The organism is Novosphingobium sp. (genome assembly GCF_019748365.1).
In the GTDB taxonomy this organism is placed as follows: Bacteria; Pseudomonadota; Alphaproteobacteria; order Sphingomonadales; family Sphingomonadaceae; genus Novosphingobium.
Map to the genome: position 1 here is coordinate 54,879 of NZ_JAIEPN010000027.1, position 13,935 is coordinate 68,813.

Annotated in this window: 9 protein-coding genes; 5 read left to right on the forward strand and 4 right to left on the reverse strand. The window is 64.5% G+C overall.

All coding sequences use genetic code 11. The annotated features are described in order from the left end of the window. Positions 1–81 precede the first annotated feature (81 nt). From K5Q19_RS04320 to K5Q19_RS04330, 3 genes are all read left to right on the forward strand, one after another. Positions 82–1,824, forward strand: a complete 1,743-nt coding sequence (locus tag K5Q19_RS04320) for a class I adenylate-forming enzyme family protein (RefSeq protein WP_292941560.1) — start codon at positions 82–84, stop codon at positions 1,822–1,824. A 75-nt stretch (positions 1,825–1,899) separates the two neighbouring features. Further along, positions 1,900–2,325: a GFA family protein gene (locus K5Q19_RS04325; protein WP_292941562.1), complete on the forward strand. Its 426-nt coding sequence runs from the start codon at positions 1,900–1,902 to the stop codon at positions 2,323–2,325. A gap of 176 nt (positions 2,326–2,501) precedes the next feature. After that, positions 2,502–3,929, forward strand: a complete 1,428-nt coding sequence (locus K5Q19_RS04330; protein WP_292941564.1) for an aromatic ring-hydroxylating dioxygenase subunit alpha — start codon at positions 2,502–2,504, stop codon at positions 3,927–3,929. A gap of 120 nt (positions 3,930–4,049) precedes the next feature. Here the strand turns inward: K5Q19_RS04330 and K5Q19_RS04335 are convergent, their stop codons facing one another. Continuing rightward, complete coding sequence (locus K5Q19_RS04335; RefSeq protein ID WP_292941566.1) at positions 4,050–5,060, reverse strand: NADP-dependent oxidoreductase; 1,011 nt, start codon at positions 5,058–5,060, stop codon at positions 4,050–4,052. Between the two features lie 153 nt (positions 5,061–5,213). Between K5Q19_RS04335 and K5Q19_RS04340 the strand changes: the two genes are divergently transcribed. Next, entirely contained in the window at positions 5,214–7,367 is a 2,154-nt protein-coding gene (locus K5Q19_RS04340; protein ID WP_292941568.1) for a molybdopterin-dependent oxidoreductase, read from the forward strand. 214 nt (positions 7,368–7,581) lie between these two features. Here K5Q19_RS04340 and K5Q19_RS04345 read toward each other — a convergent pair whose 3' ends face one another. The 3 genes from K5Q19_RS04345 to K5Q19_RS04355 all read right to left on the reverse strand — a co-directional run bounded on the left by K5Q19_RS04345 (position 7,582) and on the right by K5Q19_RS04355 (position 13,336). Then, the gene (locus K5Q19_RS04345; RefSeq protein WP_292941569.1) at positions 7,582–10,158 is read right to left on the reverse strand and encodes a TonB-dependent receptor; all 2,577 of its coding nucleotides are present in this window, start codon (positions 10,156–10,158) and stop codon (positions 7,582–7,584) included. A 282-nt stretch (positions 10,159–10,440) separates the two neighbouring features. Continuing rightward, positions 10,441–12,015 carry an aromatic ring-hydroxylating dioxygenase subunit alpha gene (locus K5Q19_RS04350; RefSeq protein WP_292941570.1) on the reverse strand — a complete coding sequence of 525 codons (1,575 nt, stop codon included), beginning with the start codon at positions 12,013–12,015 and terminating at the stop codon, positions 10,441–10,443. A 31-nt stretch (positions 12,016–12,046) separates the two neighbouring features. Beyond that, the gene (locus tag K5Q19_RS04355; RefSeq protein WP_292941572.1) at positions 12,047–13,336 is read right to left on the reverse strand and encodes an MFS transporter; all 1,290 of its coding nucleotides are present in this window, start codon (positions 13,334–13,336) and stop codon (positions 12,047–12,049) included. Between the two features lie 201 nt (positions 13,337–13,537). On the opposite strand from K5Q19_RS04355, the gene K5Q19_RS04360 reads away from it, so the two are divergent. Further along, a complete protein-coding gene (locus tag K5Q19_RS04360; protein WP_292941574.1) occupies positions 13,538–13,927 on the forward strand; it encodes an OB-fold domain-containing protein in 390 nt (129 codons plus the stop codon). Positions 13,928–13,935 lie beyond the last annotated feature (8 nt).

Genomic DNA, 13,935 nt, shown 5'->3' on the forward strand with positions numbered 1-13,935 from the left:
GCCCTTGCTGCAAGCCGGGCTCGGCACTAGTCTCGCCGTCAGGGAGGTGCCGCCGGAACGAGTGGCGCCCATGAGGATGCCATGACCCAAACGACCCCAGAACCGACAGGCGCGCTCCCAACGATTCCCGCCGGCTGGCCTGTGCACACGCTGCCGGAAATCCGCGAGGAACTCTGCGCGCCGGGCATGCCGTTCGAGATGGAGACCGTGACGATCCGCGGCGTGCCGACGCGGGTGTGGAAGAACGCCCTGCCCGATCTGCGCGGCGTTCTGGCGGCCGCGCGCACGCACAGCGGTGCCGATTTCCTTGTCTATGGTGAGGAGCGCGTGAGCTTCGACGCGTTCCACCGGGCCGTCGCAGCGCTCATGGCCGCGCTGGCGGCGCGCGGGGTTGGCAAGGGCGACCGCGTTGCGCTTGCGATGCGGAATCTGCCCGAATGGCCGGTCGCGTTCATGGCTGCCTGCGCGCTGGGTGCGATCATCGTGCCGCTCAACGCCTGGTGGACGGGCGAGGAACTGGCCTTCGCGCTCGAAGACAGCGGAGCGACGCTGCTGATTGCCGATGCCGATCGCTGGACGCGCATTGCACCCCATGTTGCCGGACTGCCGCTGAAGAACGTGATCGTCTCCCGCGGTGCAGGCGAAGGGGCCGAGCTGCTCGAAGACCTGATCGGCGCGCCCGCCAGCTGGCCCGCGCTCCCCAATGCGGAGCTGCCAGCTGCGGAGATCCACAGCGATGATCCCGCCGGCATCTTCTACACCAGCGGCACCACCGGGCGGCCCAAGGGCGCGCTCGGCACCCACCGCAACCTTGCCACCAACATCATGACCAGCGCATGGAGCGGCGCGCAATCGGCGCGGCGGCGCGGCGAGGGGCTGCCCGAGCCGCGCCCGCGCGTCATCCTCCTCGCCGTCCCGTTTTTCCACGCCACCGCCTTTTCGGCGACCCTCATGGGCTCGCTCGCGGGCGGCAGCCGCCTCGTGCTGCTGCACAAGTGGGATACGCTGGAGGCCATGCGCCTGATCGAGAAGGAGCGCGTGAGCATGACCGGCGGCGTGCCGTTCATCGCCTGGCAGCTGATCGAACACCCGGATCGCCACAAGTTCGATCTCTCCAGCCTCGAAGCCATCGCCTATGGCGGCGCGCCTTCTGCGCCCGAGCTGGTTTCGGCGATCTGGCAGACCTTCGGCGCGCTTCCCGGCAACGGCTGGGGCATGACCGAAACCAGTGCGACGGTGACGCACCATATGGCGGAGGACTATCTCAACCGGCCCTCCAGCTGCGGCCCGCCGGCGCCGGTCGCCAGCCTTGAAATCCGCTCCGACGATGGGGTGACGGTGCTCCCGCCTAACTCGGTCGGCGAACTATGGGCCAGCGGACCGATGATCGTCGCGGGCTACTGGAACCGCCCCGAGGCGACCGCGCAGACTTTTGTCGAGGGCTGGGTGCGCACGGGCGATCTGGCGAAGCTCGACGATGAGGGCTTCTGCACGATCGTCGACCGCGCCAAGGACGTGATCATCCGCGGCGGCGAAAACATCTACTCGATCGAGGTCGAGAACGTGCTCTACGAGCATCCCGCAGTTACCGACGCGGCGCTGGTCGGCATTCCCCACCGCACTTTGGGCGAGGAACCGGCGGCGGTCGTCTATCTCGCGCCCGGCGCCTCGGCGAGCGAGGAGGAACTGCGCGCTTTTGTCGCCGCGCGGCTGGCGGGGTTCAAGGTGCCGGTGCGGATCGCCTTCACTGCCGAGACCCTGCCGCGCAACGCCAACGGCAAGATCCTCAAGAAGGAACTCAAGGCGATGCTCGCTGAAGGTTGAGGGCTGGCAGAAACGTGAGATGGCGGCGGCGCCTTTGCATGCGATCACAGGGAAACGGACGAGGGAGAGCAGCATATGACAGAAGCAACAGCAGGCGAGCGGCGGCAGGGCGGATGCCTGTGCGGGGCGGTGCGCTATGAAACGGCATGGCCGCCGCTGCTGACCGGCGTGTGCCACTGCCGCCATTGCCAGAAGCAGGCGGGCACGGCGTTCTCGGCGCTGATCGCCGTGCCGTTCGCGGCGCTTGAGCGCACGGGCGAGCTTACCGTCTACGAGGATGGCAGCGAATCCGGCAATCCGGTCTTGCGCAAGTTCTGCGGCAAGTGCGGCTCGCCCGTATTCAGCGAAACGCCGGGCGGGATGGCGCAGGGGATGATCTTCATCAAGGCGGGCACGCTCGATGATACCAGCGATCTGGAGCCCACCGTCCATTTCTGGACCTCGAGCAAGCAGAACTGGGTGACGCTCCCCGAAGGCGCGGCCCTGCTCGAAAAGCAGTAACGCAGACAGGCGAATTGCCTCACCGGGCCGATTGCGTCCGGGCCGGTTTCGCGCTCCTATTCAATGCGTCAGCTTGCTGGCGCGCGGCAGGGTGGCATTATGGCCGCCGTGCAGGAACTGCGCGCGCGGCGCGGCCTGTCCCGCTGCCTTCAAGCTCTTGAGAACCAGGATACGTCATGGCTGATATTGACCCCCAGATCGACCGTTCCGACCGCTGCCCGGGGATCACTTATACCGACATGCTCGCCGTCGATACGCGCCCCGCGCCCGATTACCTCGTGATGGAATCGACGCAGGAGCTGGGCGACGAGCCGCTCGATCCGGATCGCTACACCAGCCCTGCCTTCAAGGCGCTCGAAGACGAGAAGATGTGGCCCAACGTGTGGCAGTTCGCCGCGCGCGAGGAAGACATGCCCGATCCGGGCGACACCGTGGTCTACGAGATCAATGACAAGTCGTTCCTGCTGATCCGCCAGAACGATGACAGCGTCCGCGCGTTCTACAACGTGTGCCTCCACCGCGGGCGCAAGCTGCGGCTGGAAAGCGGCCGAGCGATCAACTTGCGCTGCCCGTTCCATGGCTTCACCTGGAACAACGACGGCAGCCTCAAGGAAATCCCCTGCGCATGGGATTTCAAGCATCTGGAAGACAAGGACCTGTCGCTCCCCGAACTCCGGGTCGAGCGCTGGCAGGGCTTCATCCTGATCACCGAAAATCCCGAACTGCCGGGTTTCCGCGATTGGATCGGCCCCGGCGTCGAGCATTACGACAACTGGCGGCTCGATGAATGCACCACCGGTGCCTGGGTGGCCAAGGTGGTGCCTGCCAACTGGAAGGCCGTGGCCGAGGCGTTCATGGAAGCCTGGCACTCGGTCGTCACGCATCCGCAGATCCTGCCGTTCACCGCGGACGCCAACACGCGCTATGATCTCTACGGCGACCACATGAACCGGGCGATCACGCCCAACGGCACGCTCTCGCCCCACCTCAAGGGCAAGGACCAGATGTATGTGATCAACAAGCTCGCCGAATTCCTCGGCGCGGGCGACGGGCGGGGGCGCCGCAATGCGGCCGAACCAACCGACCTCAAGGGCTTCGATCCGGAAGATCCGCTGCTCGCGCGCAAGGTCCTCGCGCAGGCCAATCGCGAAGGCTTCGCGGCGATGAACGGGCATGATTATTCCGAGGCGTCGGACAGCGAGATGCTCGACAACCTGACCTACAACATCTTCCCCAACTGGTCCCCGTGGGGCGGCTTCGTGCCGAACATCGTCTACCGCTGGCGGCCGTGGAAGGATGCCGATCACTGCCTGATGGAAGTGCGCATCCTGATGCGCGCGCAGAAGGGCGAGAAGCCTGCACGGAGCCCCGAGATGTTCATGATCCCGGAGGGCGAGCCCTTCGCCTATGCCGGCCACCTCATTGGCGCGGCGCTGGCCGGCGTGTTCGATCAGGACATGGAGAACCTGCCGCACGTGCAGGCGGGCATGAAGGCCAGCAAGAACAAGCGGCTCGAGCTCGGCCACTATCAGGAAACCCGCATCCGCCAGTTCCACCGCACGATGGACAAGTACATTTCGGGTGAATTGCCGAAGATGGCCTAACGACTGACTCTCGCCTCGTCATTGCGAGCGTAGCGAAGCAATCCAGGGCGGCAGTGCATTGCGCTCTGGATTGCTTCGCTACGCTCGCAATGACGATGAGGGGGCTAGGATGAGGAGTCTCTAAAGCTCCACCACCACCTTGCCCACATTCGCACCCGTGAAGAGCTTGGTGAATGCCGCCGGCGTCTCTTCCAGCCCATGGCTCACCTCGAACGGCAGGCGCAGCTGACCCGCTGCCGCCAGCCGGGCAAGCTCCGGATTGAATTCCGGCTCGCGCGCGTAGAAGTCGGGCGAGAAAAAGCCTTCGATGCGCAGGCGCTTCATCAGCACCTGATCGAAGCGGTATGGGCCGGGCACGGGCCCTTGCGCGATATAGTTCGTGATAAGGCCGCAGACCGCGACGCGGCCGAACAGCGCCATGTTCGCCAGCGCCGCATCGAGGATCGCCCCGCCGACATTGTCGAAATAGACATTGATCCCATCGGGGCAGAGCCGCGCTAGTTCGGCTTCGACATCGGCCGACTTGTAGTCGATCGCGCCATCGAAGCCGTATTCCCCGGTCAGCAGGTCGCACTTGGCCGCGCCGCCCGCGATGCCGATCACGCGGCAACCAAGGGCCTTGGCGATCTGGCCGGCCATGAGCCCGGTGCACCCCGCAGCAGCGGAGACGACGAAGGTTTCGCCAGCCTTGGCTGCGCCGGTCTCCACCACGCCGACCCATGCCGTCCAGCCGTTCGCGCCGTAGATGCCGACGTATTCCTTCAGATCGGCGTGCGCGTCGTCCAGCACGGTGCAGTAGGTCGCGTCGGGTTCGACCACCGAGTAGTCCGCCCATTGGCCATAGCAGCGCACGCGGTCCCCGGCCTTGTAGGCGCCGTGGCGGCTCTCCACCACTTCGCCCAGCACCGTGCCGATCAGCTTGGCGCCGAGTGGTGTGCCGGGCTGGTAACTGTCCTCGCGGTCGGTCATGTACATCCGGGTGCCGCTGTCCATCGAGAGTACCTTGTTGGCGACGAGGATCTGGCCTTCCGCCAGCGCAGGCAGCGTTTCCGTCGCCATCGCGAAGGCTTCGGCATAGCCATTGCCGACAGGGCGCCGGGCGAGGATCCAGTGGCGGTTTTCGGTGCTCATCGTGTGTCCTTCAGCGCGGTCCGGGCCTGCATCAAGCCCGGCTTTGCCCCCCAAGGCTACTGGCGGAAATGAGCGGCTACCCTCTCTTTCATCAGTGTGCCCGGACTTCGATTGCCGATAGCCTTCGCGTTCAAAACACTTGGGAGATGTGTCTTGGCCGATAAGACCCTGCGTACCTTCTGCCGCTTCTGCCATGCCAGCTGTGCCATGCTGGTCGATGTCGAGGGCGACAAGGTGACGGCGGTGCGGGGCGATCCCGAGAACCCGCTGTTCAATGGCTATACCTGCGTGAAGGGCCGCCAGATGCCCGAAATGCACAACCTGCCCGAACGGCACCTGCGCCCGCTGGTGCGCAACGGCGGGGTGAAGGGCGCCGAGTTCGTCGAGACCTCCACTGCCGAGGCGCTGAAGCTGGTCGCGGACAAGATCAAGGCGGTCATCGCGGAGCATGGTCCTCATGCGGTGGCGCTCTATTGCGGCACCAATGCGTTCCAGAACAGCGCGGTGCTGGGCACCTCCTATGCGCTGGCGGAGGCGATCGGCACGCGCAATTACTATACCAGCGTCACGGTGGACCAGCCCGCCAAGGTCTTCACCACCGCGCGCTATGGCCAGTGGATGGGCGGGCCGAACAACTTCGAGGAATCCGACGTCGTCATGTTCGTCGGGAACAACCCGCTCGTTTCGCACTATACGCCGAGCGGCGGTGTGCCGCCGTTCTCGCCCTCGCGCCGCCTGCGCGATGCCAAGGCGCGGGGGATGAAGGTGATCGTCGCCGATCCGCGCCAGAGCGACACCGGCAACCTCGCCGACCTCTACCTGCAGGTGAAGCCAGGCGAGGATCCGGCGCTGCTGGGCGGCATGCTGCATGTGATCATCAAGGAAGGGCTCTACGACCGCAATTTCGTGGCCGCGCATGTGGATGGGTTCGATGCGCTGGCGGACGCGGTGAAGGATTTCACGCCCGAGCTCGCTGCCGACCGCGCCGGGGTTCCGGCGGAGCAGATCGTTGCCGCCGCCCGCATGTTCGCCCGCGCCGCCAAGGGCCGCGTGGTGACGGGCACCGGGCCGGAAATGGCCGGCCGCGGCGTCCTCACCGAATACATGGTGACCGCGCTCAACGTGGTTTGCGCGCGGTTCAACCAGGCGGGGGACAAGGTGGCGAACCCGATGGTGTTCATGCCCTTTGCCGCCGGGCCGAAGAAGGCGCAGGTCGCGCCGCCGATGCCGATGTTCGGCGAAGGCTTCACCAAATCGCGCATCCGGGGCATTGGCAAGCTCGGCACCGAAATGCCCTGCCCGGTGCTGGCGGACGAGATCCTCACCCCCGGCGAGGGACAGATCAAGGTGCTGATCTCGATCGGCGGCAATCCCGAGATCGCCTTCCCCAACCAGCGCAAGGTGAGGAAAGCGCTCGAGACGCTCGACATGTTCGTGCAGGTCGATCCCTACATGTCGGCCAGTGCGAAGCGGGCGGACGTGATCCTCGCGCCCTCGATGTGCCTTGAGCGCGAGGACATCAACAATGTCTCGCAGCCCTTCTGCGAGGAGCCTTATGCCCACTACGCCGAAGCGATGGTGCCGCCGCCGGGTGACACGATGGACGAGTACGAGATGCTCTGGTGGATCGCCAAGCATCTTGGCTTGCAACTGCAATTGCCCGGCGGGCCGTGCTCGATGGAGAGCGTGCCGGACAAGATGACGATGCTCGACCTCATCTCGCACGGCTGCCTCGTCGCGCCCAGCAAGGCGCGCGCGGATTCGCTGGCGAGTCCGACCCCGGGTGGGGCGATGTTCTATCCCGAGGTCCATGCCACGATCGCGCCGCCGGACCCCGATGCCGCAAACCGCTTCCAGCTTGGCGCGGGCGATATGCCGGCGGCCTTTGCGGGCTATGCCGCGCGGCGGCCCGAGGCGGATGGCTTCGATTTCCGCCTCATCTCGCGCCGCTCGAAGCACCGCTACAACAGCAACGGGCACATCTCGGAATTCCTCAAGAAAAAGATGCCGACCAACCCGGCTTACTTCAATCCGGAGGACTTGGCCGAACTGGGCGTGGAGGACGGCGCGGTGATCGAGATCGCCTCGCGCGTCGCCTCGATCCATGCGGTGGCGAGCGCGAGCGATAAGGTGCGCCGCGGGGTGATTTCGATGTCCCACGCCTGGGGCAACGACGATGCCGGCAAGGACGACGTGATGACCGTCGGCGCCTCGACCAACCGCCTGATCGACGACGAGGACGATGCCGATCCGATCACCGGCATGGTGCTGCAAAGCGCGATTCCGGTGCGGGTGGTGGCGGCCTGATTTTCCGCTGACGCTTCGTTTGGCCGCTCTGGATCCCCGCCACCGCGGGGATGACGAACTGTCTCTGACATAACCCTCGTCATTCCCGCGAAAGCGGGAATCCGCGGCGCACGTGCATTGCGCCCGCCCGATCGCTTCAGACCCCCCAAAGCAAAAGGCCGCCCCGGTTTCCCGGGACGGCCTTTTCAGACGGCGTGGAGTGGCCGGCTGAAGCTCAGAACTTGAAGCTCGCCTGGACGAAGACCTGACGGCCGCGGTTGACGGTGAAGACTTCGTCGTCACCGATCGGAAGACCATTGCCCGGCCCGGCGAGGAACGGACGTCCGCCCGAAGTGTTGACGAAGATCTTGTCGGTGATGTTGTTGCCGATCAGCGCGAGCCGCCACTTGCCATCGGGCGCGCCGATCGAGATCGAGGCATCGATGGTGGCATAGGCAGGCTGCTGGTAATCAGCCACGTTTTCCTGCCGGGTGTAGTAGCTGCCGCTATAGGCCACGTTGCCGGAGAGGCCGAGTTCCAGCGCATCGCTGATCGGTGCGGCGTAGTCGAAGGCGATGTTGCCAGCGAACTCCGGAGCACGCGCGGCGCGGCGGCCCCTGATGTTCGGATCGTCGGCGGTGCCGAGAACGCCGTCGGGGCCTGTGCCGGTGAAGAAGTCCCGCGTGAACTTCGCATCGGTATAGGCAAGCGAGCCGGAGAAGCGCAGCCCCTCCACCGGCGGACGCCAGCTGAAGTCGACGTCGATACCCTTGGTGGTCAACTGACCGGCGTTGGTGGTGACGAACTGGATCGTGGTGGCGTTGAAGTTCTGCACCTGCAGGTTGTTGAACACGTAGTAGTAGGCCGTCGCGTTGAACGTGATCGTGCGGTTGGCGAGCTGCGACTTGAAGCCGATTTCGCCGCCCTTGCTGGTTTCCGACTTGAAGATCAGGCCGTTGGCGGCTTCCTGGAAGGTTGCCGGATCAAGGAACTTGGCAAGGTTGCTCGAAGGCAGCGCGCTGTTGTCGATACCGCCCGACTTGTAGCCGGTCTTGAACGCGGCATAGACGTTGAAGTCCGGATTGACTTTGTAGCGCAGCGTCACTTCCGGCGACCAGTTCGTATCATTGAACTTGATCGGCGGGGTGGCGAAGCCGCTGTTCACGAAGCCGAAGACCGTCGAAAGGAACTGGTGCATGTAAGGAATGACGATCGTGTTGACCTTGTCTTCCTTGGTGTAACGGACACCGCCGGTCAGTTCGAGTTGCTCGGTAATGTCATACGTGGCGCTGCCGAACAGCGAGTAGGTGTTCGTCTTCGTGCGGTGCCTCTTGAAGTAGTCGAACGTGTTGCCTGTCACCGGGTCCGGGAACAGCAGCGAGGCGTTGAACGCCTGCTGCGAGGTGTTGAACTTGATCACGCGGCTTTCATAGAAGGCGCCGAGCGAGAAGTTGATCGGCCCATCGTAGCTGCTGACAAGGCGCAGTTCCTGCGTGAACTGGGCCGTCTTGTTGACCGGATCGCTGCCGCCGACGCCCTGGGGCGAGCCCACGGTGTTGACCGCATCGAGCGCGGGGGCCGAGAACGGCCCAAGCGCCGCAAGCACGAGCGGCAACCCGCTTGGACGGAACGCCTTGCCGACGCCGAGATAGCTGTAGGAATCGTAGTCGATCGCGTCGAGGTTCATGTAACCCGTGGTCGAGACCAGCTTCAGGTTGTCGCCGAGCTTCGCGTCCATCTTAAGGCGCGTGAAAAACAGCTTCGTCTCGCCGAAGGGGTGACCGGGATAACGGCCGCCGGCAGCGCCGCTGCCATCGGGGAACCTGCCGACCAGCGCCGGCGAAGGATCAGACGTGGTAAAGTACTTGTCGAGCGGCTTGCAATCCGCGTTCGACGGAATGGCGATGGCGCTGGGGCCGAGGAACGAGAACAGCACGACTTCATCCGCGCGGCCGTTCTTGCCGCACGAAACGTCTGCCGTGCCGATCGCGCCGTCGTTGGTGTTGCGCGTGTAGGTCGCCTTGAGGTTGGCCGTGAAGTCGCTCGACGGCTCCCACTGCAGCGTGATGCGGCCGACGAAGTCGGTCAGGCCGCGGTTGCGCAGCTTGGCCGGGGTCGTCGGGTTGATCTTCACGTATTCCTTCACGTCGTTGTACTGGCCGGCGATGCGGATGCCGAGCGTGTCGCTGATCGGACCCGAGGCATAGCCGCTGACGAGGTAGCCCTTTTCCTCGAACTCATAGTTGGCGCTGCCGCCGAACTGCCAGGTCTTGGTGGGATCAGCGGTGCGGATCTGCAGCACGCCTGCCGAGGCACTCTTGCCGAAGTAGAGCGATTGCGGGCCCTTGAGCACGTCGATCTGCGCGGGATCGGCAAAACCGGCCTGGAGCAGGCGGTTGGTGGAAACCTGCACGCCATCGAAATCGAGCGCGACGGCGCTGTCGAAGGCGGCGGAAATGTTCGACGAGCCGACGCCGCGCAAGCTGATCTGCGCACCGGCGCCCGAACCGCCGATCTGGACGTTCAGGGTGGGGATGCGGCTGACGATATCAGCAGGCTTGGTGACGTTGTACTTGGTCAGCGTGGCTCCGCTGATCGCGGTGATCGTCAGCGGCACGTTCTGCAGCGATTCCGCATCGCGACGCGCAAAGACGGTGATTTCCTCGGTCGTGGCCGGTGCCTCGGCGGCAGCAGCCCCTTCAGCCGCTGCAGCATCAGCCGCGTAGGCCAGCCCAGGCAGCGCCAGCCACGTCGCCGCGACGCCAGCAAAAAGCGCGGCGCGATACGGCGACGCGATTGTCTTCAACCCCATGGCAATCCTCCCAACTATCTGCGGGCGCTTATCATGCTGTTTTTGCGTGATTTTGCGCCCACAATCCCAAATGCTAGGCTAGGGTGCGGGGGCGAACAGCAACTATCAAAAAGGGTGACGAAACGTTGCTTTTTGTGCGCGGTGTTGCTGCAAAAACGCACGGATTCCGTAGGGTCAGGCAGGTGCGCCCGACTTGATAAAGCGGGTATTACCAAGGCCCACCGGCAGCGCACAAAAAAGCCTCCTTCCGGCAAGGCGAAAGGGGGCTTTCAGGGATGCGATCTATCGGCTCTTGGGCGGGGTTTCGCTGTCGAGCCAGCGGTTCAGTTTGGCATGAAAATCTCGGATCTTGCTTTCCTGATAGCTCGCGAAAATCACCTCGCCCTTGGGATGATTGTGCAGCCCTTTTTGCACCGCTGCGTGGTTGAGCCCGTCCTGATTGAAGATCTTGTTGAGATAGCTGCCGAACTCGGTCGCCTTGGTGTAATCATCCTCCAGATCGAGGAACGTGCACTTGGCCGGCGCGGGACGCTCGGCGCCTTCGGGCACCTGCACCATGTACATGACCTCGTGGAGCGACTGCTCGGGATTGTCGCCGTCCGGCCGGAAGCGGTAGAAGATCGGGTTGAAATCTGCCCAGGGGTGCAGGTTGGGGAACACAGAGTAGAAAATCGCGTCGATCATGTCGGCATCACTGAACTGGTCGATCGCATCTCCCCATTGCGGCCGCATCAGCTCGCGCCGGTCGCGCGCAGCATCGGCGCGGAAGGCTTCCGTCGAGGCCGAGGCGAAACGGGTGGGCATGTTTTCCTCACCCGGAGCGATCTTGCCGCCAATCCAGTTGCACATGTGCGCGTCGGCACTGACGACCTCGCCTTCCACGTGCGCGCCGGTCATGTCGAAGATCCCGGCCTTGCCATCGGGGCGGGTCACTTCGACGCGGTTTTCCTCGATCCGGCGATAGACGTGGCCGCTGAGCGGATGGCGGAAGCTGGTGAAGGCCTGTCCTTCGGGGAAGGCCGATGGATCGGGCGCATCGAGATCGGTGTGCGCGCTCGGCGGGCCCGAGGCGGACATCGCGCGGCTGATGTTCGGCCAGACGTCGTACTTGGAGCCCGTATCAAGGAACATCGGCAGCAGTTCGGGGTGCGTGCCGACGACATGGTAGGATTCCATGAAGGCTTCCTGCGCCACTTTCCAGTTGCACGGCAGGCGCTTGACCATGTGCGCGGCCTTGTAGCGGCGCTTGAACGGCAGAGAGAAATGGCGGTCGATATCGCCGAGGAAATCGGCCAGCGGTTCGGCGTTCGGGTCCGGGTTGATGAACACAAAGCCGCCCCAGTGGCCGACCGAGACGGCGGGAAGCGAGTATTCCTCTTCGGCAACGCTCGGGAAATCCCAGTGGCTGGGCACTTCCTTGAGCTTGCCATCCAGATGCCACGACCAGCCGTGGAACGGGCAGCGCAGGACCTTGAGGCCTTTCTTGTGCGCCTCGCACAATTGGCGGCCGCGGTGGAGGCAGGCGTTGGGGAAAGCCTTGACCGCGCCGGGGCCATCGCCGGGGGCATTGCGCACAATCACGAAGGAAAGACCGGCGATCTCGTAGACATGGGTGTCGCCGACATTGGGAATGTCGTCTTCATGGCAGGCCATCTGCCATACGCGCTTCCACAGTCGCTCGACCTCGCGCTCGTGCTCTTGCCGGCTCCAGTAGCGGTGCGTGGCGACCTTGGTGACGCCGCCGGGATAGGGCGAATCCTCAAGGTAGACGGCCGGCGGCGGAACGGCATCCGCCTTGATCACGTCGTTGTAGGTCACGCCGGCGGTGCGGTCGTGCCCGGTCTTGGTTTCCACCATTTGTCCGCTCTCCCTTGGACTTGGCGGCAGTCTACGCCTGCGGGGAGTCGGGGCCATTGATCATTTTGAGGGGACCCTTGGCCATTCCGCCGGCGGCGTAGAGATACAGCAGCGCCGCAGGCACAGCAAAGGCGGCGCTGACTCCGATGACCGCCCAGGTCAGGGCGTGAGTCCCGAACATGGGTGTCAGGCTGGTGCTGGCATAGCCGATCAGAAACAGCCCGAGCGCCTGCCCGATGAGATTGTTGAAGATCATCGCGACGGCCATCGCCATCGCGCGCTCGTCAGGCCGGACGGCGAGCTGGATCAGCGAGACAGTGGGCGCCTGCGCGACGAGGAACACGAGGTAGCCGCACGAAAACAGGCCGAGGAAGGTCCAGAAATTCGTGCTCTGCAGCGCGGCGAGGTAGATCGGCAGGCAGGCGAGCGTGGCAATCGCGGGGAGCCATGCCCGCCAGCGCGCGTCGCGGCGGACCAGCCAGTCGGTGAGATAGCCGCCCAGCAGCGGGCCCGGAATGCCGCCAAGAACGAAGGCCAGCCCGAGATAGAAGCCGACATCGGCGGTGGTCACCGGGAAGTTCCGCAACATGATCGCCGCCAGCCAGGTGGCAAAGCCATAGCCCGTCACGATCATGCAGCCGAACGCGGCCGAGGCGGCAAGGAACACGCGGTTGGCGAAGAGTTCGCGGATGTCGGTGACCCACGCGGCCATGCCTTCGGCCACGCTGACTTTGGGCGGAATGGGGCGGCCGCCGGGCTCCTTCACGGTGGCATAGACGAACAGCGCAAAGAGAATGCCGGGAATGCCGAGCAGCAGGAACGTCATCCGCCAGCCGACCGCATGCGCGAGCACGCCGCCGAGGATCAGCCCCGCCGCCGTGCCGAGCGTGGGGCCGAGGAAATAGATGCCCATCGCGCGGCCCAGTTCGTGGCCCCTGAAGGTCTGCGTGAGAAGCGAGGTGGCGGCGGGGCCGCTGCCCGATTCGCCGATGCCCACGCCCATCCGCGCAAGGAAGAAGGTCCAGAAACCCGTCGCCATGCCGCAGAGCGCGGTCATCAGGCTCCACGAGGCGATGGCGATGGAAATGATCAGGGGGCGGCTCATCCGGTCGGCCAGCCAGGCGAAGGGCAATCCGCACACGACATAGAGCACGGTGAAGGCAAAGCCGGTGATCAGGCCGATCTCGGTATCGGTGAGCGTGAAGGCGTGCTTGATGTCTTCGAGCATGATCGAGAGGATCAGCCGATCAGCGATATTGAGCATGCCGCCGAAGGTGATCACGGCGAGCACGAAATGGCGGTAGTGGCGATGCTCTCCCAAGACGCCGGCTCCCTTGTTATGTCATAGGGCTAGGCATTCGCAGGGGCGGCGGCGACTAACACAAAGGGGGAGGCTTCCGGGCCTTGCCTATCATTTTCAATGCCTACCATTTTCAATCATCGTCGGTCTGGGCCTTTGGTGCCACCATGCCTGCAATTAAGAGGCCGGAGAGAGCCGGTCTGACCCTGCGGGAAAGGTTTTATGGCGCAGCTTGAGCCCATTGCGGAAAACTTGTGGACCAACGAGGCGGAACCGGCGCTGATCGGCGGCCGCCTTCCTTCGGGCAAGATCGTGTTCCCCTATCCCAGCGGCGATGCGGCGGAAGGCGTCGAGCCCTACCGGCTTTCACGCAAAGGCACGCTGTGGTCGTGGACCCGGCAGGACTTCCAGCCCAAGGAGCCCTACGAAGGCCCTGAGCCGTTCCAGCCCTACCTTCTCGGTTATGTCGAGCTGCCCGGCGAGGTGATCGTCGAGACCCGCATCGTTGATTGCGTGCTCGAGGATCTGAAGCTTGGCATGCCAATGGAATTCGTGGTCGCGCCGTTCGATGCGACCCGTTCGACTTATGCGTTTCGTCCGGAGAAAGCGTGATGGAAGAC